Raw genomic sequence first — 22382 nt, 5'->3', positions numbered from 1 at the left:
TTTTCCGGGGGAGATATCCATGATCACCAGTTGGCAGGTTCAGCAGGCAGCGCGTGTGGTTCGTGCCGGGGGCGTTATCGCCTATCCGACCGAAGCGGTCTGGGGGCTTGGCTGCGATCCCTGGGATGAAATGGCGGTGGATCGCCTGCTGGCGCTGAAGGAAAGGCCCGTGCGCAAGGGCCTGATTCTGGTGGCCGACAACATCCGCCAGTTCGACTTCCTGCTCGAGGATCTGCCCGAGATCTGGCAGGACCGTCTGGCCAGCACCTGGCCTGGCCCGAATACCTGGTTGGTGCCGCATCAGGATCGCCTGCCGGAGTGGATCACCGGTGAGCACGACAGCGTTGCCTTGCGGGTCAGCGATCACCCGCGGGTACGCGAGCTGTGCGCCCTGACCGGGCCATTGGTCTCGACCTCCGCGAACCCCGCCGGCCGCCCGGCTGCGCGCTCGCGGTTGCGGGTTGAGCAATACTTTCCAAGGCAGCTGGACGCGGTGCTGGGCGGTGCCCTGGGTGGGCGCCGCAATCCCAGCGTGATTCGCGATCTGGTGACCGGCGACGTGCGTCGCCCGGCCTGATTAAAAGCCACCGGCCGTGTTCGCTCTCATACTGTCGGCCGTTGGATTTGGTGGGCTAAAGCCCACCCTACGCCACACCCACATGCCCTGTAGGGTGGGCCGGGCGGCGATCCGCTTCAGCCCACCGATGGGTTGCATCATCGCTCGCTTGCGGGGGCGCAGAGCACCCCTGAAGCTGAGCGTAGGGAGCGATTCGATGCCATCCCTACAGATCCCATGGCCGGGGTTTCAGGGCAACAGAATGGTCGAGCCGGTGGTCTTGCGGTCACTCAGTAGCGTCTGCGCCGTAGCAGCCTCGCTGAGCGGATAACGCTGGGCAATATCCACGTCGAGTTTGCCCTTGGCGATCATGCCGAACAGCTCATCGGCCATCTTCTGCAGGTTATCCGCCGTATTGGCGTAGCCCGCCAGGGTCGGGCGGGTGACGTAAAGCGAGCCTTTTTGCGAGAGGATGCCGAGGTTGACGCCAGTGACGGCGCCGGACGCATTGCCGAAGCTGACCAGCAGCCCACGCGGCGCGACGCAATCCAGCGAGGTCTCCCAGGTGTCCTTGCCGACGCCGTCATAGACCACCGGGCATTTCTTGCCATCGGTCAGTTCCAGTACGCGCTGGGCGACGTCTTCATGGCTGTAGTCGATGGTCGCCCAGGCACCTTGCTGCTTGGCGTAATCGGCCTTCTTCGCCGAGCTCACGGTGCCGATCAGCTTGACGCCCAGAGCTTTTGCCCACTGGCACGCAAATGAGCCAACGCCACCTGCGGCCGCATGGAACAGGATGATGTCGCCGCTTTTCAGCTCGGCTGTCTGGCGCAGCAGGTATTGCACGGTCAGGCCCTTGAGCATCACCGCTGCGGCCTGCTCGAAGCTGATCGCTTCGGGCAGCTTGACCAGCTTTTCCGCGGGCAGCACGTGCAACTCGCTGTAGCCACCCAGCGGGCCCGTGGCATAAGCGACGCGGTCGCCGACCTGGAAGCCCTTGACCTCGGAGCCGATGGCATCGACAAAGCCGGCACCTTCAGTGCCCAGGCTGGACGGCAGCGATGGCGGCGCATACAGGCCACTGCGGAAATAGGTGTCGATGAAATTGAGGCCGATGGCCTGGTTATGCACACGCACCTCATGAGGGCCAGGGGCAGCCGGCTGGTAGTCGGCGTATTCGAGAACCTCGGGGCCGCCGTGGCGGCTGAACTGGATGCGTTTGGCCATCGTCTTGCTCCTGCTTAAAGATGAGTGCAATAGACCGCGAGTGCGGTACGGGGTTAAACCGTTTTTTCTCAGCGGCTGAACGTCGCACCTGTCGTTGACCCGCGTCAACTGCGGAGTGCGGATACCCGGTGCTATGCTAGCCGCCGATTTCGCCGCAACCAGGGTAAGCCCGTGAGTGACCAGACCGAGGCCGTAAAAGCCTACCTGCTCGACCTGCAAGACCGTATCTGCGCCACCCTGCAAGCCGAGGATGGCCGGGGAAGTTTCATCGAAGACGCCTGGCAGCGTCCTGGCGGTGGCGGTGGTCGCACACGGGTCATCGGTGACGGTGCGGTGATCGAGAAGGGTGGGGTGAATTTCTCCCACGTATTCGGCGACAGCCTGCCGCCGTCGGCCAGCGCCCATCGTCCGGAGCTGGCCGGGCGTGGTTTCCAGGCGCTCGGCGTGTCGCTGGTGATCCACCCGCACAATCCCCATGTGCCGACTTCTCACGCCAACGTGCGTTTCTTCAGTGCCGAGAAGGAAGGCGAAGAGCCGGTCTGGTGGTTCGGTGGTGGCTTCGACCTGACCCCCTATTACGGCAACGAAGAGGACTGCGTGCACTGGCACCGGGTCGCCGAGCAGGCTTGTGAGCCTTTCGGCGCCGATGTCTATCCGCGCTATAAGGCCTGGTGCGACCGCTACTTCCATCTCAAGCACCGCGGTGAACCGCGTGGCATCGGTGGGCTGTTCTTCGATGACCTCAACGAGTGGGATTTCGACACCTGCTTCGCTTTCATCCGCGCCATCGGTGACGCCTACATCGAGGCTTACCTGCCCATCGTGCAGCGTCGCAAGGCCATGTCCTTCACCCCAGCGCAGCGCGAGTTCCAGGAGTATCGTCGCGGCCGCTACGTGGAGTTCAACCTGGTCTACGACCGCGGCACCCTGTTCGGTCTGCAGTCGGGTGGGCGCACCGAGTCGATCCTCATGTCGCTGCCGCCGCAGGTGCGCTGGGGCTACGACTGGAAAGCCCAGCCGGGCAGCGAGGAAGCACGCCTGACCGAGTATTTCCTGACTGACCGCGATTGGCTGAACGACCAGAACCAGGCTTGAAGGTCAGCGCAAAAAGCTTCAGGCTTGCCGCCTTTGGCTTTTGCGCACGGAAACTTTCATGGATCGCTACGGTGTATTTGGCAACCCCATCGGCCACAGCAAATCGCCGCTGATCCACCGCCTGTTCGCGGATCAGACCGGTCAGGAGCTGAGCTACGAAACACTGCTGGCGCCGCTGGATGATTTCGAAGGCTATGCGCGAGCCTTCTTCGCCGAGGGCCGTGGCGGCAATGTGACCGTGCCGTTCAAGGAACAGGCCTACGCCCTGGCCGACAGCCTGACCGAGCGCGCCCGCCGTGCCGGTGCGGTGAATACCCTGAAGAAGCTGGATGATGGCAGCCTGCTCGGTGACAACACCGACGGTGCCGGCTTGGTGCGTGATCTGACCGTGAATGCCGGCATCGAGCTGCGCGGCAAGCGCATCCTGCTGCTCGGCGCCGGTGGTGCGGTGCGCGGCATTCTCGAACCGTTCCTGGCACAGCAGCCGCAGATTCTGGTGATCGCCAACCGCACGGTGGAAAAGGCCGAGCAACTGGCCCGCCAGTTCGCTGACCTCGGCCCGGTGGTGGCCAGTGGTTTCGACTGGATCGATGCGCCGGTGGATCTGATCATCAACGGCACGTCCGCCAGCCTGTCCGGCGAGCTGCCACCGATCGCCGCCAGTCTGATCCAGCCGGGCCATACCTGCTGCTACGACATGATGTACGGCGCCGGCCCCACCGCCTTCAATCGCTGGGCTGCGGAGCAGGGCGCTGCACGTACCCTCGATGGCCTCGGCATGCTGGTCGAACAGGCCGTGGAAGCTTTCAACCTGTGGCGCGGTGTGCGCCCGGACAGCGCACCGGTACTGGCCGAGCTCCGCCGCCAACTGGCTGCGTAGCACCACGCCGCGCCGCCGGTTTTTGCGTCTGGAGCAAGGCAGAAGCGGACGTTCGCGTAACTTGTAGGAGGGGCTTTAGCCCCGAGCTCTTTGCACCCCAAAAAAGCTCGGGGCTAAAGCCCCTCCTACAAAATAAACTCTGCTCACCGGCCGCTTTCGCCTTGATGCAGCCGGTCTGCGTCGTCCTTCCCTGGATCTTCGCTGGCGAGCTGCTTTCTCAGAAGCTGTAGCGCGCCGTCAGTTTGAAATTACGCGGGTCGCCGTAGATGTCGTACGGGCTCCAACCGCCGTTGGCCACGCTGCTGTAGTAGGTACGGTCGAACAGGTTGTTGACGTTGACCTGCAGATCCAGCTGCTCGCTGGCCTTGTACCCGGCCACCAGACCGACCACGGTGTAGGAACCCTGCTGGTTTTTCCAGGCGCTGGCACCGGTGCCACCCGAGGTGCGGATGCGGCTCTGCTGGTAGACATCGCCGCCAATGCGCCAGCGCTGCAGCTCACCGGGCAGGGTGTAGAGGGTCGACAGCTTGAACAGCTGGCGCGGTTTCTTGCGGTCGAAGTCTTCGCCTTCCCGGGCTGCGTTGGCGTCGCTGACATACTTGGTCTGGGTATAGGTGTAACCCGCGGCGAGCTGCCAATTGTCGGTCAGGGCACCCTGGATTTCCATGTCGATGCCGCGGCTGCGTACCAGGCCGGAAGCCTCGTAGCAGGCACTGGCGGGGCCTGAGCCGCACCCTTTGAAATCGGTCAGCTCCTGGGCGCGATTCTTCTGGTCGATCTGGAAAACGGCCAGGCTGGCGTTCAGTGCGCCATCAAAGTATTCGCCCTTGAGGCCGACTTCGTAATTCTCACCCACTATCGGGGCGATCACCTTGCTGTCCAGGCCCTTGCTGTTCTGCGGTTTGAAGATATCGGTGTAGCTGACATAGGCCGAGTGATTGGCATCCAGGTCGTAGACCAGGCCGGCATAGCGGGTCAGGTTGCGGGTGACCTTGTAGTTACCTTCGCTGTTTTCGCGGTCTTCGAGTTCGTACCAGTCGAGACGGCCGCCGAGAATAAGCGCCAGTGGCTCGGTCAGGCGCAGGCGGGTGCTGGCATAGACGCTGTCCTGAGTGGTGGTTTCTGGAAGACCGTAGCCGCCGGTGACGTAGTCCGGCTTGGCATGCGCACCCGGGTTCCACTCGAAGGGGTTGCTGCCCGCGTCGATGAAAGCGCTCCAGGCCTTGCCGGAACGATAGTCCAGCTGGCGCTTGCTGACGCCCAGGGTCAGGTCGTGCTCTTGCCCGAGCAACTGGAAGGGGCCGCTGAGCGCCAGGTCGTAGCCGGTTTCCTTCTGCTCCATGGCTTCCGTCCACAGATAGTGGCGGTCGTATTCCCATACTGAAGAGGCCAGCACGTCGGTGTCGGTTTTCGACTGCATGGCGGCCAGGCGCAGCTTCCAGTCGTTGGCGAAGGCGTGCTCCAGGGTGGCGAAGTAGCCGGTGGTGCGGTTGTCCGAGTACTCCCAGTCATGACCCAGGAAGGTGTCCCGTGGTAGCCCCAGATGACCGCCTCCACGTGCCATGGGCAATCCGCCCCAGATGTAGTTGGTATGGTTTTTCTGCCGGTAGGCACCGAGCGTCAGGGTGGTGCTGTCGCTGAGGTCGGCGTCGACCACGCCATAGAACAGGTCGTGATCGTGCTCCACCGAATCGCGGAAGCTTTTGGCGTCTTGCCGGGAGACCACCGTACGGGCGCGCAGGGTGCCGTTTTCATTGAGCGGGCCGCCGACATCCAGGGTGCCGGTGTAATCGTCCCAGCTGCCGGCACTGCCGGTGAGCGTGCCCTGAAATTCGTGGGTCGGGCGCTTGCGCACCAGGTTGATGGCGCCTGCGGGGCTGCCAGAGCCCTGGGCCAGGCCGGTGGCCCCGCGGACGATTTCCACCCGGTCATACATGGCCAGGTTGGCTTCGCCGCTGGGCAGGTAGGTCAGGAAGCTGGTGGGGAAGCCGTCGTACATGATGTTATCGACGTCGAAGCCACGGGCACTGAAGCTCGGACGGCCGACGCCGCCGGAGCCGTTGAGGAAGATGCCCGGCGTGCTCTGAATCACGTCACTGATGCTGGTCATGGCTTTGTCGTCCATGCGCTTGCGCGTGACCACGCTGACCGACTGCGGCGTTTCGCGCAGGCTCAGGGGCAGTTTGGTGGCCGTCTGCATGGAGCCAGTGGTGTAGGAACCGCTGTTCTCGGTGGTCGACGACAGGCCTTGCCCGGTGATGCTGGTCGCGCCCAGCTCCAGGCTTGCCCCCGCTTCCTGCGGCGTCAGCAGGTACAGGCCGTTACCCTGCGGTGCAGCCTGCAGACCGGTGCCCTGCAGCAGTTGCCGCAGGCCGCCTTCCACGCTGGTGGCGGCGTTCAGGCCCGGGCTGCGCAAACCTTCCACCAGACCCGGTTCGATGGGCAGGGTGATGCCTGCCTGACTGGCGAAGTCGGAGAGGGCACTGCTCAGGTTACCGGCTGGTACCTGATAGGCACGGCTCTGCTGGGCTGCCTGCTCGGCGGCTTGCAGCGAGGCCGCAGTCAGGCTGCCGCCTGCGATGATCAGACCCAGTGCGGCAGCGTGTACCGCCCGTGCCAGTGGTTGCATGCCCTGCGTCGTCGCCATGTTTCCGTCCCCGCCCTGTGAGAATGATGTGGTTACGGGAGGGACACGCAGCATTCATAAAACACGACAATGATTCTCTTACGCGTTCGCACGCGCCGTGACGGTGACCCAATAGGTCGTGCGGTACTGGACGCTCACTGGCAGTGTCTGGCTCAGGGCGCGAAGAATCTGGTCGGTATCGCGCAGCTGGAAGGCGCCGGAGATCAGCAGCCCGGCCACCGCTGGATCACAGCGCAGCAGGCCGGGGCGATAGCGATCCAGCTCGCTGATGAAGTCATCGAGGCGCATCTTTTCCGCGCGCAGTACGCCACTGAGCCAGTCGAGACGATTCTGTGCCAGTGCCACTGAAGGCTCTGCAGTGTGGGCGTTGACGTGGGTCTGCTGGCCTGCCGCCAGACGCAGCAGGCCGTCATCGCTTCGTGACAGCCGCGGACGCACCTCGACAGCGCCCTCCAGCGCGGCGAGGTAGGTGCTTTGCGGGTATTGGCGCACCAGAAAGCGGCTGCCGAGCAGGGCGATTTCCGCTTCGGCGGTATCCACGATGAACGGCCGCCTGGCATGCTCGCGGGGCACCTCGACGAGCATCTCACCGGCGATCAGGCGCACCCGCCGCACGCTGTCGTCATAGGCGATATCGACCGCGCTGCCAGTGTTCAGGCGAAGCTGTCCGCCATCGGGCAGGCGCAGGGTGCGCTGCTCACCGGTAGCGGTGCGCTCGTCCGCCTGCCATTCGCGCCACGGCAGGCCGTGGTGTGCGGTGAGGCCGAGCGGGGTGGCGGCGATCAGCAGGGCAAGGGTCTTGAGCACCTGTCGCCGTTGCAGATTGCGTGGGCGCTCCAGGGCCGCCCGTCCGGCGCCTCCGGCAAGCTGCTGGGCGCGACCGCTGAAGCGCTCGGCCAGTTGCCAGGCTCGTTCGTGATCGGCATGCCGGGCCCGCCATTCGACGCAGGCAGCATGCTCGGCGGCGCTGGCGCCAGCGTTTTGCAGGCGCACGAACCAGCCGGCCGCCTCACGGGCGACACGTCGGTCGATGGGCGACTCACTCATGCTGGGCGCCCAGACTGGCGAGCACGATGCACTCCTCGAAGGCCCGTGCGAGGTGGCGCTGCACCGAGCGCACGCTGATGCCGAGCCGGCTGGCGATCTCTTCCTGTGTATAACCTTCCAGCTGCGCCATCAGGAACGCCTGCCGGGCCTTGGCTGGCAGCACGGCGAGTACCCGGTCGACCTCGTCGAGGGCTTCGAGCACCAGGGCCTGATGTTCCAGCGATGGCGCCAGCTCTCCCGGTATTTCCGCCAGCGCGGCCAGGTAGGCGTGCTCCAGCGAGCGGCGGCGGTAGAGGTTGATGGTCAGGCGGTTGGCGATGGTGGCCAGGTAGGCCCGTGGTGTGGTGAGGTTCAGCGGCTCGCCCGGCTCACTGCTGAGCAGGCGCACGAAGGTATCCTGGGCCAGATCCGCCGCATCGGCGGCATTGCCCAGGCGCTTGCGCAGCCAGCCCTGCAGCCAGCTGTGGTGGTGGCTGTAGAGCTGATCGATGGCCTGATGCTGGTGGGATGCCGATGAGGTCGAATGCACTGGATGGGATCGGTGGGAATGAGAATTCGTCGCATTCTATCAGTGTAACCCGAGGCTCGTGCAAACAAAGGCGCGGCTGGACTGCCTCCTGGGTATCGCCGCGCTCAACACCAGGCTACGGGCGATGTCAGTGTTGATCGGGCTATGCTGAATTCGTCATCTGCCGGGAGCAAAGGCATCAAGCCAGCGGCGGGTTCAGGTCTCACTGTATACCGTCAATATGGCCCTGCGGCCGCCTCTAACAAGGAGCTGAAGATGATTCGACTGACCCTGGCCGAAGCCGAAGAGCTGGCGCTTTCGATCATGCGCCACAACGGGTTCAGCGAGGCCCAGGCGCGTGCCGTGACCGCCACCGTGCTGGCGGGCGAGCGCGACGGCTGCGCCTCCCATGGTTTGTACCGTGTGCTGGGCTGCGTCAGCTCGCTCAAGGCCGGCAAGGTGGTGGCCGATGCCGAGCCCGAGGTGATCGACCAGGCGCCATCGATCGTCCGCGTGGATGCCCGCGGCGGCTTCTCGCAACTGGCCTTCCAGGCCGGGTTGCCAGTGCTCGAGGAGAAAACCAGGGCCAACGGCATCGCCGCGCTGGCGATCAATCGCTGTGTGCATTTCTCCGCATTGTGGGTGGAGATTGAAGCGCTCACCGAGGCTGGGCTGGTAGCCCTGGCCTGTAACCCCAGCCATGCCTGGGTGGCTCCGGCCGGTGGCAGCAAGCCGATCTTCGGCACCAACCCCATCGCCTTTGGCTGGCCGCGCGCCGGCAAGCATCCGTTCATCTTCGATTTCGCCACCAGCGCCATCGCCCGCGGCGACATCGAGCTACATCGTCGTGCCGGCAAGGCCATCCCGGAGGGCTGGGGCATCGATGCCGACGGCCAGCCGAGCACCGACGCCGAGGCGGTCATGAACGGCGCCATGCTGACCTTTGGTGGACACAAGGGCTCGGCACTGGCCGCCATGGTGGAGCTGATCGCCGGGCCGCTGATCGGTGACCTGACCAGCGCCGAGTCCCTGGCCTATGACGCGGGCAGCAAATCGTCGCCGTATCACGGCGAGCTGATCATCGCCCTCGATCCTCAGCGCTTTCTCGGTGCGGCCGCCGATCAGCACCTGGCAAGGGCCGAGGCGCTGTTCGACGGCATCGAAGGGCAGGGCGCACGACTGCCTTCGCAGCGTCGCTACGATGCGCGCGCCCGCAGCCTTACCGACGGCGTACAGATTCCCCAGGCGCTCTACGACGACCTGAAAGCGCTGCTCAATTGATGCTGTAACCGCGTCCGCTCAGACAGGCACCCAGGGCGCGCCGGTAGTAGTCGGTGGCGGTGGCGGCGGGTGCGCTGATGGCGGTAGCCGGATCGAAACCGCTCTGGCTGACTGCCCAGCTGTGGCACTCGTAGCGGTCGCGGGCCTGCAAGTCCGCGTTCTGGCCGCGGGCTGGATAGGCGATCACGTTGTAATTGGCCGCAGGGGCCGCCACGGCTACCGGCGGCGCCTCGACCACGATGTATTGCCTGCGGTCGGCGTTCCACATGTAGTAGCTGCCGGCCGCGACGAAGTACAGCGCGCTGCCGATCCACAGCTCACGGGCGTAGTCCGGCAGGCCGTGACCATGCCGTGGGCCCGGGCCGCCCCAGCCTGGCCCAGGGCCGCCGTGCCCGCGATAACCACCCGGGCCCCCTGGGCCACCACCCGGCCCGCCTGGGCCAGCCACCGCGTTCAGGGAAAGCGTCGCCAGCAACAGCGCGGCGACGGCGGTACGGGGGAGACTTGCTTTCATCATGGGCTCCAGAGAATCGACAGCCCGACCAGATGGTTGGGCAGAATCGATTATCGGGAGGCCTGTGCAAGGTGACGTCAGGCAGATGTAAAGCTGGTGTAAACCCCGCGCGTTGCTACGGATGGAGCTGTGGATAACTGCGCGGCGTGTACACCCACTCACCGCCATCGCCTCGGGGGAAGCGGCGGGTCTGGCTGGAGCCGATAATCACCAGGGTGCGCATGTCGACCATCTCTGGCGTCAGTTCGCCAAGATCGAGCACGCGCAGGGCTTCGGCGGGGCGGCCGATGTCGCGGCCGAGTACGACTACTGTGTCGGGCGTGCGGTGCTGGCGGACGATTTCCAGGGCGCGGCCGAGTTGCCAGGGGCGGGCTTTGGAGATCGGGTTGTAGAAGGCCATCGCCAGATCCGCTGCGCCAGCATGGTCGAGGCGGTTTTCGATCACCGCCCAGGGCTTGAGATTGTCCGACAGGGAGATCAGGCAGAAGTCGTGGCCCAGCGGCGCGCCGGCCTTGGCGGCGGTGGCCAGGGCAGCGGAGACGCCAGGCAGAATTTCCAGTTCGACGGCGTGCCAGTCGGTCGCCGTGCCATTGGCTTCCAAGGCTTCCAGCACGGCCGCTGCCATGGCGAATACGCCGGGGTCGCCGGAGGAAATCACCACCACGCGGCGGCCGCTGGCGGCCAGTTCGAAGGCATGGCGGGCGCGTTGCAGCTCTTCACGGTTGTCGCTGCAGTGGCGTACCTGTTCCGGGCGCAACGGCTCGGCCATCTTCACGTAGGTTTCGTAGCCAAGCAGGTCTTCGGCTTCGTCCAGCGCGCGGCGTACCGCGGGGGTCATGTGCTCGGCGGCGCCGGGGCCGAGGCCGATCACGCTCAGGCGACCGCGGGGGCGGCCAATGCCGAGCGCCGCTTCGGGCGAGTCGGCCTGCAGCAACTGCAGGTTTTCGCTGCGGTGCACCCGAGGTGGCAGTCCATTGTCAGCGCGGACGAAGCGCAGCGGTACGGCGAGGTCGCTGGCGACCTGGGCCAGACGCTTGTCGCTCATCAGAGTCTGGGGGGCGAGCAGAGCGGCCAGTGATTTCGGCGCCATGCGCGACTGTTCGAATACCTGGCGGATGGCTGCTGCAAGATCATCTGCCTGGTCGACCAGAACGAGCAGCGTGCGTGGATGGATCAGCAGTTCGTCAGGCTGCGCAGGGCGCTGCTCGGTGGTTATCCGCACGGTACGGCTGGCATCCTCGGCCAGCGGTAGCTTGGCTTCGTCCAGCCATGGCGCATTGCCATCGATGTGCAGGCTTTCGCCGCCCAGCAGGTCGGAGACGAAGCGCTTGCCCTGCTCGAGATCGGCCAGGGCATAACCGCTCGGCGGGTCGAGCAAGCAGGTGCCGAAGCGCAGTTCGCCACTGGTGGTTATGGCTGCGCGGGTTTCCAGCGTCGCGGCGATTTCTCTGGCCATGCGGTTGACGCCACCCAGGCCGCCGAGCAGCGGCACCACGGCGCTCGCGTCTTCGGCCACGGCCAGCACCGGTGGCTCGGCACCCTTGCTGGCGAGCAGCGGCGCCAGGCTACGGATGACGATACCCGCGGCGCACAGGGCGATGATCGGCGTGCCGTTGCGATACAGGCTGCGCAAGGTATCGCCGAAGTCGTCGTAGGCCTGATCGGCGTCTACCCGCTCACGCAAGCCATGGATAACGGCCTGTGGATAAAGTGCCTGGATGCGCCGTGCAGTGGCCAGCGCAGAGGTGCCGAGGATGACGATGGCGGGTGAAGAGGTCATGGTTTATCCACTGTCAGGAACAGGCAGGCGAGTTCGCTGGAGTCATGTAGGAGCTGGCTTGCTGGCGAAACGATCCGACCCGCAACACAACTATCGATTTGGCCATCGATATCGCCAGCAAGCTGGCTCCTACGGAAAAGGTGCTTACTGCGAGACAGCTGTTTCGGTTCAACCCCGCCACTTCTCACCGGGCACCACGATCATTGAAAAATACGGCGAGGCCATGGGCTCGACGTCGTGCAGCGGCACGATGCGCTGGTTGGCCATGGTCGCCCGTTCCACGTAGTGAGCACGGTCGTGCAAACCAAGGTCCTGCAGCACGCGGCGGACTTTCTCGAAGTTGCGACCCAGCTTCATCACCACGGCGGCTTCGGCATCACGCAGGCGCTCGCGCAGCTCGTCTTCGGGCAGCACGCCGGAGAGCACCGACAAGCTCTGATTGCGGTACACCAACGGTACGCCGAGCACCGCCGCGCTGCCGAGCATCGAGCACACGCCCGGAATTACCTGGGCCTCGTAGCGTTCGGCCAGGCGGTCGTGCAGGTACATGTAGGAGCCGTAGAAAAACGGGTCGCCTTCGCAGATCACCGCCACGTCGCGACCAGCATCCAGATGCTCGGCGATCTGCACCGCACAGGTGTCGTAGAAGTCGCTGATCACGCCTTCGTAAGTCAGTGGCGGTTCGAGTTTTTCGGTGGTTACCGGATACACCAGTGGCAGGCGCTGCTGGCTGTCGTCCAGGTGGCCTTCGATGATGCCGAAGGCGTTGCCGCCCTGACCGACATTGGCCTTGGCCTTGGCCACGAAGTAGCCGACCACGGGTGACGACTTGAGCAGGCGCAGGGCCTTGAGGGTGATCAGCTCGGGGTCGCCCGGGCCTACGCCCAGGCCCAGCAGGCGGCCTTTGCCGGGGCGGTCCATACCGTTCATCACTCGACCTCCGTGGCCAGGGCGTTGACCGCGGCGGCGGCCATGGCGCTACCGCCCCGACGGCCCTGAACGATCACGTAGGGCACGCCATGCTCGGCAAAGGTGCTGGCGAGCAGATCCTTGGACTCCGCAGCGCCCACGAAGCCCACCGGGAAGCCGAGAATCAGCGCTGGCTTGGGCGCGCCCGCAGCGAGCATGTCGAGCAGATAGAACAATGCGGTGGGGGCATTGCCGATCACCACCACCGAGCCTTCGAGATGCTCGCGCCAGTGCTCCAGCGCCACCGCCGAACGGGTGTTGCCCAGCTTCTTGGCCAGCTCAGGCACGCCGGCATCGTTGAGGGTGCAGAGCACCGGGTTGGCCGCTTGCAGGCGCGCACGGGTCACCCCTTCGGCGACCATGCGCGCATCGCAGAGAATCGCCGCGCCATTGGCCAGGGCCTGGCGACCGGCTGCACCGGCACCCGCGGAGAAGCGCAGATCCTGCACCACATCGACCATGCCGCAGGCGTGGATGACCCGCACCGCGAGCTTCTCGAGATCCGCCGGAATGGCGCTCAGGTCGGCCTCGGCGCGGATGATGGAGAAGGAATGGCGATAGATCTCCTGACCATCGCGGATGTAATCGGTCATCGGGTGAAACTCCAGGTATCGGGAAGCGAGGCCAGCAGCTCGCTGGCCTCGTCAAGTGTCAGGTGGCGGGCCAGTGGCGCGCCGAAATCGTTGCTGTCCGCCTGGCGGGCGAACAGATCGTAGCGGCCTTCGGCTACCGCCAGCAGGGTCACGGGGGCACGGTGGGCGGCGGCGCAGGAACGGCTGCAGCCGCTGAGGTGGATGCCGGCCAGGCGGCGGCCAGCCTTCAGCGTCTCGGCCAGGCGGCATCCATCGGCTTTGGTATCGGCCAGGCCCTTGGCGCAGCCGCTTGAGCCGGTACAGGCGATGATGCGGGCTAGCGGCGCATCGGCATCGACCAGCAAGCCGAGCCCCTCCAGCGCCTGGAGGGCTGCCTGCGCATCGGCTGTGGCGATATTGGGCAGCAGCACGCTCTGCCAGGGCGTCATGCGCAGGCTGCCATCGCCCAGACGCCTAGCCAGAGCGGCGAGCCCGAGCAGCTGTTCGGCGTCGAGCCGGCCCAATGGAGGGACGCCGCCGACATACACGCGGCCAAGCTGGCGCTGGCCGCCGATACCGATATGGGCCTGGGGCTCCGCCGGGCTGCGTCGCCAGTCATCCGCGCTCAGCAGCACGTCACCCAGGCGCTCCTTCAGGTGCTGCAGCAGCTCGGCGGCCGGGTGGCTGACCAGCAGGTGGCGCATGCGTGTCTGCTCGGGCGTGGCCAGTTCAAGAAACAGGTCGAGCAGCGCCAGCAGCAGCTCATCGGCATGGGCCTCGGGCACCACGGCCAGCGCGGGCACATCGCCAGGCGCTTGTGGCGGGCAGCCCGCCAGGCCGAAGGCATAGCCGATCTGGCCATCCAGCGGCAGGGCGCTGAGCCAGATGTCGTGGGGGTGTTCGAGCATGGCCAGGCGTTCGCCGCCATCGAGCAGCAGGGCGAACTTGGCCGACAGCGCGTGCAGGCGCGGAGTGTTCTCCAGCGTCGTCAGCAGGTGGGCGGCCAGTGGTGATACGTCGACCAGCGCCGCCGGGTCGAGGCCGGCCGCCGGGCTGACCATCAGGTTGCGCACATCGTCGGCAGCGGGTGAGCGCGGGCCGAGGCCGGCGGCCAGCAACTCGCCGATCAATGCGTCTTCACTGCCGGCGTGGATGCCGCGAATCTGCAGGTTGGCGCGGTTGGTGGCTTCGATCACGCCGCCTGCATGGTGTTGTGCGGCCTGGGCTATGCGCTCGGCTCCGGTGGCATCGAGGCGCCCGCAGGCCAGCTTGATCCGGCAGATGCCGCCATCCTTCGCCTGCACGATACGCAGCAACCCCGGACAGGCCGAGGGGCGAACAGCAGGGGATGGAATGCAAAAAGCCTGTTTCAACGGATCACCGGGGTCGGGTCACATGGGCATCCGTTCGAGGATAGGCCAGAGAAGGACGAGCTTCTATCACCGGGACACCCCGCCCGGTGTGGGCACATGCGACTGAATCCGTCGGCAGGTCTCCTGGCTCGCAGGTCATGGCGCGTGGCCGGCCTTCCCGGTTTCCCAGTGGCGATTGGCGCATGCGCTCGCTGCAACAGTTGCGGGGGCAGCCACGCCGCAGAACGATCTGCTCGTGTTCCCTCTTAGGCCCGCGCCTACGTACCACGTAGCCGACGGACACCGACAGAGGCGCTATTATGCCCGCTTTGTTCGCTAGGATGAAAAGCCGCGTCGTCCGATAGCGTGCAGCATCGGACGCGGAGCGTCGTCCTGGGCGGCATTCCCACGCGGAGCGTGAGGAACGATCTGGGCGATTTTGATAACGAGGAAAAACGCATGACACGCTGGCTAACCGTCGTGGGCATTGGTGAAGACGGCTACCCCGGCCTCGGCAAGGCGGCGCGACATGCATTGCTGGCGGCCGAACAGGTGTTTGGCAGCGAGCGCCAGCTGGCGCTGTTGCCGCATTGCATCCGTGCCACACGTCTGGAGTGGCCGAAGCCGTTTTCCCTGGTGCCAGTGCTCGAGAGGCGCGGTACGCCAGTCTGTGTACTGGCCAGCGGTGACCCGATGTTCTTTGGCGTCGGCGCCAGCCTGGCCCGCGAGCTGCCGAGCGATGAGCTGCACATTCTGCCGGCGCCTTCCTCCTGCTCGCTGGCGGCGGCTCGCCTGGGCTGGCCACTGCAGAGCACAGCCCTGGTCTCGCTGGTGGGTCGCCCGCTGGCAGCGCTCAATGCGCAGGTTCATCCCGGCGTGCGCCTGCTGGTGCTGAGCAACGATGGCGAGAGCCCGGCGGCCATTGCCGCATTGCTGCGCGAGCGTGGTTTCGGCCCCAGTCGGCTGAGCGTCTTCGAACACCTGGGCGGTGAGCGCGAGCGGTGTATCGATGGCCTGGCTGATGGCTGGGCGCTGGCTCGATCTGCTGATCTGAATCTGGTGGCGATCGACTGCGTTGCCGGTGATGACGCCATGCGCCTGCCACTCACGCCGGGCCTGCAGGACGATGCCTATCGCCACGACGGGCAACTCACCAAACGCGACGTGCGTGCCATCACCCTGGCGCGTCTGGCGCCGCTGCCTGGCGAGCTGCTCTGGGATGTCGGTGCCGGCTGCGGCTCCATCGGTATCGAGTGGCTGCGTGCCCATCCTGCTTGTCGGGCCATCGCCATCGAGGCCGACGAAGGCCGCCAGGGCCATATCGCCCACAACCGCGATGCCCTCGGCGTGCCGGGCCTGCAACTGGTGGCCGGGCGGGCACCCGAGGCGCTGGCCGGGCTGGCGGCGCCAGACGCGATCTTTATCGGTGGCGGGGTGACCGCGCCGGGCGTGCTCGACACCTGCTGGCGCGCGCTCAAGCCGGGTGGCCGACTAGTGGCCAACGCCGTGACCCTGCAGAGCGAGGCGGCGTTGATCGCCTTTCGTGGCGAAGAGGGCGGCGAGCTGACGCGCATCGAACTGGCCCAGGCCAAACCCCTGGGCGGCTTCGATACCTGGCGTGGCGCCTTGCCGATCACCTTGTTGCAGGTCAGCAAGCCGTTATGAGCCGCATCCTGTTACTGGGCGGGATCGGCGAAGCGCTGAATCTTGCCCGTCGCCTTGGCCCCGCACATATCTATAGCCTGGCCGGGCTGGGCAAGGTGCCGGAGGATCTGGCCTGCCAGGTACGTGTCGGTGGCTTTGGTGGTGTCGAGGGGCTGGCGGATTTTATCCACAAGCAGGGCATCGACCTGCTGGTCGATGCCACCCATCCCTATGCTGCGCAGATCAGCCGCAACGCTGCCCATGCCGCCCAGTTGGCTGGTATTGCCTGCTGGGCCTTGCGTCGCCCGGGCTGGGTTTCATCACCCGACGATGACTGGCGTGAGGTATTCGACTGGCCCTCGCTGATCACCGCGCTGAGCGATTTCCAGCGCCCGCTGTTCACCCTGGGCCGCGAGCCACTGGAGCATCTGCACGAGATTCCCGCCCACCAGCACTGGACGGTGCGCTGCCTGCAGAGCCAGCCTGCCACGCCCCGCGCCGAAGTGATCGGCGCCCGAGGGCCGTTCAGCTTGGACGATGAGCGTACGCTGTTCGAACGCCTCGATTGCGATGTGTTGGTGAGCAAGAACAGTGGCAGCGCCGCCACCGAGCACAAGCTGCAGGTCGCTCGTGAGCGTGGCGTGCCGGTGCTGGTGTTGCAGCGACCCTTGTTGCCCGCTGTGGATCGCGAGTTCGCCGAACCCGAAGCGCTGTGGCAGGCGCTGCTGAGCCATGGCGTCGAGTTTCAGGCTACGAAACCTTGTCCGTCACGACGCTGTTAGACTGCCGCCCTTTTCCCGGAGCCTACCCATGACTACCACGCCCTACGCTCAGGTGCTGTTCGCCGGCCCGGATCTGCTCGACGGCTCTTTTGCCGAGCTGTTTCGTGCCCGCCTGGTCGAGCTGCGTGGCGAGGCTGCGCTGGCCGACATCGTCGATACCGGCGCCGGTTATGACGGCCTCTGGCAGCGCGTGAAGGAGGGCAGCGGCAGGCTGCTGGTGATCGATCTGGAGGCGCAGAGCAGCAGCCAGCATGTCGACTGGCTGCGTAGCGAACTGGCGAGCCTGACCGATCCTGCACGGGTCTTTGTCACCAGCCTGTTCGGCCAGCTCGATGCCGATGCAGCCGGGGCCGCTTGTGCACTGCTCGAGCGCCCGGAGCTGCATCTGGGCTGCGTCGATGTGCCAGCGCTGCCCGGCAGCCACGCCTGGTCGAAGATTCCCGCTCACCAGTACCGCGTGCTGCTATGCAACGGTCCGCGCTGCACTCGCCGTGGCGCTCTGCCGCTGTGGAAGATGCTGCGCGAGAAGGTCAAGGCGGCCGGCAAGCTGGAGTGCGAGGGCGGTGTGCATATCACCCGTACCCAGTGCCAGTTCCCCTGCGATCAGGGCCCGACGCTGACGGTCTATCCGCCGGGTCACTGGTATCAGGTGCGTAGCGAGGAAGACGTGGTGCGCCTGGTCGACGAGCAACTGGTCGCTGGCCGTGCGGTGCCCGAGCTGATGATGGTGCGGCCGTGACCGGTATCGCCCGTAGCCTGGGTTGAGCGTAGCGATACCCGGGGCCGGGCGATTATTCCGAGCCTGTCGTCCCGGGTTACGCCTTCGGCTAACTCAGGCTACAAAAGCCGCGGCATCCTCATAGGCGACCCGCGCGCATTTCGGGCTAACATGCCGGCATCATAAAAATTCGAGTCGTGCATGACCGCCCTGTTTCTGCGTTATCGCATCGTCGCCATCGTGCTGTTGGTGATCTTCGGCCTGGCCGTCAGCCTGTGGCTGGCCAGCCGCTACGCCGAACAGCGGGCCTGGGAAGATCGCAGTAGCGAGGCCCACGGCCAGTTGCAGCTATATGCACAATCGATTCAGACCCTGGTCGATCGCTTTCGCTCGGTGCCGCAGCTGCTGTCGATGGACAGTGATATCCAGGCGCTGCTGCAGTCGCCGGACGATCCGCTGTTACGTGACAAGCTCAACCGCCGCTTCGAGTTGCTCAATACCGCTGCAGGCGCCAGCGTGCTGTACCTGATCGACCCCAAGGGCATCACACTGGCGGCCAGCAACTGGAACGAATGGAGCAGTTTCGTCGGCAGCAATTACAGTTTCCGGCCGTATTTTCAGGATGCCCTGCACCACACATCTGGCCGCTATTTCGCGGTTGGTGTGACCACCGGCGTGCCCGGCTACTTCCTCTCCCACGCGGTGTATGACGATAACGGTGCGGTGATCGGCGTACTGGTGGTCAAGCTCGAACTGGAAGAGCTGCAGCGTGAGTGGGTCGGCCAGCCCGGTGTGCTGCTGGTCGCCGACAGCTATGGCGTGGTGATTCTGAGCAGCCGACCGGCTTGGCGTTTCCAGGCCCTTGAGGAACTCGATGCGCTCGATCATGCCGAGCTGGTGGAGGTGCGCAAGTATGCAGAGCGTGCGTTGCGCACGTTGCCCAAACAACAGGGGCAGTCGCTCGGCAAAGATGCCGACTGGATGAACATCGATGGGCCGGACGGGCGGCACAATTACCTGTGGCAGCGTCTTGAACTGAGCAGTGAAGCCTGGACGCTGCACCTGCTGATCGACGAGGACAGCCTTGGCGATACGGCGCGCAGCTATCGCCTGGCGGCGGCGGGTGTATGGCTGACCCTGGTGTTCTTCGTCCTATTCCTGCTGCAACGGCGCAAGAACCAGCGTTTGCAGGCGAGCATCCGCGAGAACCTCGAGCGCGAAGTGACCCTGCGCACCGCCGAGTTACGCGAGGCCCAGGAGGGTTTGGTGCACGCGGCGAAGATGGCCGCGCTGGGGCAAATGTCGGCGGCCATGGCTCACGAGATCAACCAGCCGCTGACAGCCATTCAGATGCACCTGAGCAGCCTTGGTTTGTTGCTCGATAACGGCCGTGAGGGCGATGTGCGCGACGGCCTGGTGCGCATCGACGGCCTGCTGCAGCGCATGGCCAGCCTGACCGGGCACCTGAAAACCTTCGCGCGCAAGAGCCCGGCCGGGCTGAACGAGCGACTGCTGCTCAGTGATGTGCTGGAGCAAGCCTTGCTGTTGCTGGCGCCGCGTCTGCGCAGCGAGCAGGTCGAGCTGCGCTGCGAGATCCGTAGCGAGGAGCGGGTCTGTGGGGATGCCATCCGCCTGGAGCAGGTCATTCTCAATCTGCTCAACAACGCCCTGGATGCCATGCTCGACAGCGCCATACGGGAGCTGGGTGTGTCGATCGAGGTGCAGGGTGAGCAGTGCGTGATGCGTATTAGCGACAGCGGTGGCGGCATCGCCGAGGCACACCTGGGTCATGTGTTCGAACCCTTTTTCACCACCAAACCGGTGGGTGAGGGGCTTGGCCTTGGCCTGGCGATTTCCTATGGCATCGTTCGTGATCTGGGCGGAGATCTGGAGGCCGGTAACGTTGCTGCGGGTGCCGTCTTCACCCTGCGCCTGCCAAAGGCATGAGCGGATGGCGTTACACTGCGGCGTCGAGCCAGGAGGTGATATGAGTGGTCAGGTAATCGTCGTCGATGATGAAGCAGCGATCCGCGAGGCGGCGCAGCAGTGGCTGCAGTTGTCCGGTTTCAGCGTGCAGGTCTGCTCGAATGCCGCGCAAGCGCTGGCGCTGATCAATATCGATTTTCCCGGCGTGGTGATCAGCGATGTGCGCATGCCCGGCACCGATGGCTTGCAATTGTTGGCCAAGTTGGTCGAGTGCGACCGCGACCTGCCGGTGATCATGATCACCGGGCACGGTGATGTACCGATGGCTGTGCAGGCGATGAAGCAGGGTGCCTATGACTTCATCGAGAAGCCTTTCACTCCGGAGCGGCTGCTCGATACGGTGCGGCGGGCCCTGGAAAAGCGCCGACTGGTCTGCGAGAACCGCGGGCTGCACCAGCAATTCGCGCTCAAGGAGGGAATAACGGCGCAACTGCTTGGCGTGTCACGCTCCATGGAGCGCTTGCGCCGGCAGATTCTGGAGCTGGCCGGCACCTCGGTGAACGTCTTGATCCGTGGCGAGACTGGCTCTGGCAAGGAGCGCGTTGCGCGCTGCCTGCACGATTTCAGCGAGCGTGCTGGCAAGCCGTTCGTGGCGCTCAACTGCGCGGCGATTCCCGAGCATTTGTTCGAGAGCGAGTTGTTCGGCCACGAAAGTGGCGCCTTTACCGGTGCCCAGAGCAAGCGCATCGGCCGTATCGAACACGCCGATGGCGGCACCCTGTTCCTCGATGAAGTGGAAAGCCTGCCGCTGGCCCAGCAGGTCAAGCTGTTGCGCGTGCTGCAGGAAAAGACCTTGGAGCGCTTGGGCTCCAACCAGAGCATTCGCGTCGATCTGCGGGTGATCAGTGCGGTGAAGCCCGACCTGCTCGATGAGGTTCGCGCCGGACGCTTTCGCGAAGACCTGCTCTATCGGCTCAATCTCGCCACCCTGCAACTACCGCCGTTGCGCGAGCGTCGCGAAGATATCAGCTTGCTCTTCGAGCACTTCGCCGAAGAGGCCGCGCAACGCCATGGTCGCAGCCTGGAACCCCTCACGCCGGCCGAATTGGCCGCTCTGCTTGGCCACTCATGGCCGGGCAACGTACGCGAGCTGATCAACGCTGCCGAGCGTCATGCGCTGGGCCTGAGCGGTTCCAGTCAGGAACACGCCGAACAATCCCTGGCCCAGCAGATGGAAGCGTTCGAGGCGCAGTGCCTGCACAACGTCCTGCTGCGTTGTCGGGGCAGCATCTTGCAGGCCATGGAGCTGCTGCAACTGCCGCGCCGTACGCTCAATGAAAAGATGCAGCGTCACGGTCTGCAGCGCAGCACCTATCGCCCGGCCGGCAGCGGCGACGAGGACTGAGGGGGCAGGCGCATAAATCTGCCCCGGCTATCGCTATGCTCAATCCGAGCTACTTCGTCAGAATGGGTTCGATCACAAGACGTAGCCTGGGTTGAGCGAAGCCACACCCAGGAGCCAGTCTGAGCGGAATCTTGCCGTTTTCTTTCGGCTAATCGGCAGGCTTCCGCTGGTTTAGTCCCCGCTTGAACCCCTTCAGCGCTCTGGCGCGGGCTTTGTTGCCACTGGCATGGCATCTGCATTGTTCTCTGGGCAACCGGTATTGATTGATCCGGTGACCATAAGAAAGACAAGAGTCGTCATGCACCGCGGTTTACAACTGCATGCTGTCCGTTCACGCGGCGCTCTCCGTCCCTTTTGCTCACTGATCCCGAACCGGCTCTCTGACAAGAATAATCACGGAGAAACACCCATGCGACTGACCAAGCGTTTCAGCCTTTTTGCCGCCGCTGCGGCCATCACTGCCAGCACGGCGGTGCTCGCGGCACCTACTTTCATCAACGTTTTGACGGGCGGCACCAGCGGCGTCTATTACCCGATCGGTGTGGCGCTGTCGCAGGTTTATGGCACCGGTATTGAGGGCTCGAAAACCTCCGTACAGGCCACCAAGGCGTCGGTCGAGAACCTCAACCTGCTGCAGGCCGGTCGTGGTGAGCTGGCCTTTGCCTTGGGCGACTCGGTGGACGATGCCTGGAAAGGTGTTGAAGAAGCCGGCTTCAAAGCGCCGCTGACCAAGATTCGCGCCATCGCCGCGACCTACCCGAACTACATTCAGATCGTCGCCAGCAAGGAATCCGGGATCAAAACCCTGGAGGATCTCAAGGGCAAGCGTATTTCCGTCGGCGCGCCGAAATCCGGTACCGAACTCAATGCCCGGGCGATCTTCAAGGCGGCTGGCCTGAGCTACAAGGACATGGGCCGCGTCGAGTTCATGCCTTACGCCGAGTCGGTCGAGCTGATCAAGAATCGCCAGTTGGACGCTACCCTGCAATCCTCCGGTCTGGGCATGGCGGCTATTCGCGACTTGGCCTCAATGGTGCCGATCACCTTCGTCGCGATCCCCGAGGATGTGGTCAGCAAGATTGGCAGCAGTGCCTATCAGGCGCGCGTGATTCCGGCCGGCACCTATGACGGCCAGGATCAGGATGTACCCACCGCTGCGATTATCAACATCCTGGTCAGCCATGACGGCGTCTCCGACGAGGTGGCCTACCAGATGACCAAACTGATGTTCGACAACCTGCCTCGTCTGGCCAACTCCCACTCCGCGGCCAAGGACATCAAGCTGGAAACCGCCACCGATGGCCTGCCAATCCCACTGCATTCGGGCGCTGAGCGTTTCTACAAAGAAGCAGGTGTACTCAAGTAGTCATCCATAGGGTGGGTTAGACGCCTGTTAGCGGCACACACTCTGTGCGCTCACGGGCGCGCCCTAACCCATCCCTGGGGCAACGCCGACTACTGCCTGGCGGGTTACGCGAC

The 22382-nt window shown here is 64.9% G+C and carries 19 protein-coding genes and 1 riboswitch; of the genes, 10 read left to right on the top strand and 9 right to left on the bottom strand.

Features of this window, described 5'->3' with window-relative positions:
* Window positions 1-19: 19 nt before the first annotated feature.
* A complete protein-coding gene (gene tsaC, locus ACZ3GY_RS19475) occupies window positions 20-577 on the top strand; it encodes an L-threonylcarbamoyladenylate synthase type 1 TsaC (protein ID WP_042556032.1) in 558 nt (185 codons plus the stop codon).
* A gap of 228 nt (window positions 578-805) precedes the next feature.
* On the opposite strand, the gene ACZ3GY_RS19470 is transcribed toward tsaC, so the two are convergent.
* A complete protein-coding gene (locus ACZ3GY_RS19470; RefSeq protein WP_465911643.1) occupies window positions 806-1783 on the bottom strand; it encodes an NADPH:quinone reductase in 978 nt (325 codons plus the stop codon).
* A 171-nt stretch (window positions 1784-1954) separates the two neighbouring features.
* On the opposite strand from ACZ3GY_RS19470, the gene hemF reads away from it, so the two are divergent.
* Together hemF and aroE are read left to right on the top strand one after the other, a co-directional pair.
* Window positions 1955-2878 (top strand): oxygen-dependent coproporphyrinogen oxidase, encoded by a 924-nt coding sequence (gene hemF, locus ACZ3GY_RS19465; RefSeq protein ID WP_465911642.1) that lies wholly within the window; start codon window positions 1955-1957, stop codon window positions 2876-2878.
* A gap of 58 nt (window positions 2879-2936) precedes the next feature.
* Window positions 2937-3758, top strand: coding sequence for a shikimate dehydrogenase (gene aroE, locus ACZ3GY_RS19460; protein ID WP_465911641.1), 822 nt, complete (start codon window positions 2937-2939; stop codon window positions 3756-3758).
* 217 nt (window positions 3759-3975) lie between these two features.
* Here the strand turns inward: aroE and ACZ3GY_RS19455 are convergent, their stop codons facing one another.
* The 3 genes from ACZ3GY_RS19455 to ACZ3GY_RS19445 all read right to left on the bottom strand — a co-directional run bounded on the left by ACZ3GY_RS19455 (window position 3976) and on the right by ACZ3GY_RS19445 (window position 7981).
* Window positions 3976-6405 (bottom strand): TonB-dependent siderophore receptor, encoded by a 2430-nt coding sequence (locus tag ACZ3GY_RS19455; protein ID WP_465911640.1) that lies wholly within the window; start codon window positions 6403-6405, stop codon window positions 3976-3978.
* Window positions 6406-6483: 78 nt separating this feature from the next.
* Entirely contained in the window at window positions 6484-7452 is a 969-nt protein-coding gene (locus ACZ3GY_RS19450) for a FecR domain-containing protein (RefSeq protein ID WP_465911639.1), read from the bottom strand.
* On the bottom strand, window positions 7445-7981 hold the full coding sequence (locus ACZ3GY_RS19445) for a sigma-70 family RNA polymerase sigma factor (RefSeq protein ID WP_465911638.1): 537 nt from the start codon (window positions 7979-7981) through the stop codon (window positions 7445-7447). The genes ACZ3GY_RS19450 and ACZ3GY_RS19445 overlap by 8 nt, the downstream gene beginning before the upstream one ends.
* Window positions 7982-8236: 255 nt before the next feature.
* Between ACZ3GY_RS19445 and ACZ3GY_RS19440 the strand changes: the two genes are divergently transcribed.
* The gene (locus tag ACZ3GY_RS19440; RefSeq protein ID WP_465911637.1) at window positions 8237-9241 is read left to right on the top strand and encodes an Ldh family oxidoreductase; all 1005 of its coding nucleotides are present in this window, start codon (window positions 8237-8239) and stop codon (window positions 9239-9241) included.
* Here the strand turns inward: ACZ3GY_RS19440 and ACZ3GY_RS19435 are convergent.
* The 5 genes from ACZ3GY_RS19435 to cobG form a co-directional block, all read right to left on the bottom strand.
* Window positions 9234-9755, bottom strand: coding sequence for a hypothetical protein (locus ACZ3GY_RS19435; protein WP_465911636.1), 522 nt, complete (start codon window positions 9753-9755; stop codon window positions 9234-9236). The genes ACZ3GY_RS19440 and ACZ3GY_RS19435 overlap by 8 nt on opposite strands.
* A 115-nt stretch (window positions 9756-9870) precedes the next feature.
* Window positions 9871-11535 carry a precorrin-3B C(17)-methyltransferase gene (cobJ, locus tag ACZ3GY_RS19430; protein WP_465911635.1) on the bottom strand — a complete coding sequence of 555 codons (1665 nt, stop codon included), beginning with the start codon at window positions 11533-11535 and terminating at the stop codon, window positions 9871-9873.
* A 168-nt stretch (window positions 11536-11703) separates the two neighbouring features.
* Entirely contained in the window at window positions 11704-12456 is a 753-nt protein-coding gene (locus ACZ3GY_RS19425) for a precorrin-2 C(20)-methyltransferase (protein WP_465911851.1), read from the bottom strand.
* 8 nt (window positions 12457-12464) lie between these two features.
* The gene (locus ACZ3GY_RS19420; protein WP_225836677.1) at window positions 12465-13097 is read right to left on the bottom strand and encodes a precorrin-8X methylmutase; all 633 of its coding nucleotides are present in this window, start codon (window positions 13095-13097) and stop codon (window positions 12465-12467) included.
* Entirely contained in the window at window positions 13094-14449 is a 1356-nt protein-coding gene (cobG, locus tag ACZ3GY_RS19415) for a precorrin-3B synthase (protein ID WP_465911634.1), read from the bottom strand. Before cobG ends, ACZ3GY_RS19420 begins: the two co-directional genes overlap by 4 nt.
* Window positions 14450-14545: 96 nt before the next feature.
* Window positions 14546-14751: riboswitch (cobalamin riboswitch) on the bottom strand.
* A 136-nt stretch (window positions 14752-14887) separates the two neighbouring features.
* Here cobG and cbiE point away from each other — a divergent pair.
* The 6 genes from cbiE to ACZ3GY_RS19385 all read left to right on the top strand — a co-directional run bounded on the left by cbiE (window position 14888) and on the right by ACZ3GY_RS19385 (window position 22269).
* Entirely contained in the window at window positions 14888-16093 is a 1206-nt protein-coding gene (cbiE, locus tag ACZ3GY_RS19410) for a precorrin-6y C5,15-methyltransferase (decarboxylating) subunit CbiE (protein WP_465911633.1), read from the top strand.
* Window positions 16090-16854: a cobalt-precorrin-6A reductase gene (locus ACZ3GY_RS19405; protein ID WP_465911632.1), complete on the top strand. Its 765-nt coding sequence runs from the start codon at window positions 16090-16092 to the stop codon at window positions 16852-16854. Before cbiE ends, ACZ3GY_RS19405 begins: the two co-directional genes overlap by 4 nt.
* 28 nt (window positions 16855-16882) lie before the next feature.
* On the top strand, window positions 16883-17593 hold the full coding sequence (locus ACZ3GY_RS19400) for a (2Fe-2S) ferredoxin domain-containing protein (protein ID WP_465911631.1): 711 nt from the start codon (window positions 16883-16885) through the stop codon (window positions 17591-17593).
* Window positions 17594-17773: 180 nt separating this feature from the next.
* Window positions 17774-19519: a sensor histidine kinase gene (locus tag ACZ3GY_RS19395; RefSeq protein ID WP_465911630.1), complete on the top strand. Its 1746-nt coding sequence runs from the start codon at window positions 17774-17776 to the stop codon at window positions 19517-19519.
* A 40-nt stretch (window positions 19520-19559) separates the two neighbouring features.
* Entirely contained in the window at window positions 19560-20903 is a 1344-nt protein-coding gene (locus ACZ3GY_RS19390; RefSeq protein ID WP_465911629.1) for a sigma-54-dependent transcriptional regulator, read from the top strand.
* Between the two features lie 409 nt (window positions 20904-21312).
* Window positions 21313-22269 carry a TAXI family TRAP transporter solute-binding subunit gene (locus tag ACZ3GY_RS19385; protein ID WP_463562922.1) on the top strand — a complete coding sequence of 319 codons (957 nt, stop codon included), beginning with the start codon at window positions 21313-21315 and terminating at the stop codon, window positions 22267-22269.
* The last annotated feature ends 113 nt before the right edge of the window (window positions 22270-22382 follow it).

This window comes from Pseudomonas sp. PME37.24/006 (assembly GCF_055556635.1).
This window is presented reverse-complemented; position numbering and strand designations above follow the sequence as displayed.

Bases quoted from the DNA above. Each gene is read 5' to 3' on its own strand.
- ACZ3GY_RS19395 (WP_465911630.1), top strand. From the start codon at position 17,774: ATGACCGCCCTGTTTCTGCGTTATCGCATCGTCGCCATCGTGCTGTTG.
- cobJ (WP_465911635.1), bottom strand. From the start codon at position 11,535: ATGACCTCTTCACCCGCCATCGTCATCCTCGGCACCTCTGCGCTGGCC.
- cbiE (WP_465911633.1), top strand. From the start codon at position 14,888: ATGACACGCTGGCTAACCGTCGTGGGCATTGGTGAAGACGGCTACCCC.
- tsaC (WP_042556032.1), top strand. From the start codon at position 20: ATGATCACCAGTTGGCAGGTTCAGCAGGCAGCGCGTGTGGTTCGTGCC.
- ACZ3GY_RS19455 (WP_465911640.1), bottom strand. From the start codon at position 6,405: ATGGCGACGACGCAGGGCATGCAACCACTGGCACGGGCGGTACACGCT.
- ACZ3GY_RS19435 (WP_465911636.1), bottom strand. From the start codon at position 9,755: ATGAAAGCAAGTCTCCCCCGTACCGCCGTCGCCGCGCTGTTGCTGGCG.
- ACZ3GY_RS19385 (WP_463562922.1), top strand. From the start codon at position 21,313: ATGCGACTGACCAAGCGTTTCAGCCTTTTTGCCGCCGCTGCGGCCATC.
- ACZ3GY_RS19420 (WP_225836677.1), bottom strand. From the start codon at position 13,097: ATGACCGATTACATCCGCGATGGTCAGGAGATCTATCGCCATTCCTTC.
- aroE (WP_465911641.1), top strand. From the start codon at position 2,937: ATGGATCGCTACGGTGTATTTGGCAACCCCATCGGCCACAGCAAATCG.
- ACZ3GY_RS19390 (WP_465911629.1), top strand. From the start codon at position 19,560: ATGAGTGGTCAGGTAATCGTCGTCGATGATGAAGCAGCGATCCGCGAG.
- ACZ3GY_RS19425 (WP_465911851.1), bottom strand. From the start codon at position 12,456: ATGGACCGCCCCGGCAAAGGCCGCCTGCTGGGCCTGGGCGTAGGCCCG.
- ACZ3GY_RS19440 (WP_465911637.1), top strand. From the start codon at position 8,237: ATGATTCGACTGACCCTGGCCGAAGCCGAAGAGCTGGCGCTTTCGATC.
- ACZ3GY_RS19400 (WP_465911631.1), top strand. From the start codon at position 16,883: ATGACTACCACGCCCTACGCTCAGGTGCTGTTCGCCGGCCCGGATCTG.
- ACZ3GY_RS19450 (WP_465911639.1), bottom strand. From the start codon at position 7,452: ATGAGTGAGTCGCCCATCGACCGACGTGTCGCCCGTGAGGCGGCCGGC.
- ACZ3GY_RS19405 (WP_465911632.1), top strand. From the start codon at position 16,090: ATGAGCCGCATCCTGTTACTGGGCGGGATCGGCGAAGCGCTGAATCTT.
- ACZ3GY_RS19470 (WP_465911643.1), bottom strand. From the start codon at position 1,783: ATGGCCAAACGCATCCAGTTCAGCCGCCACGGCGGCCCCGAGGTTCTC.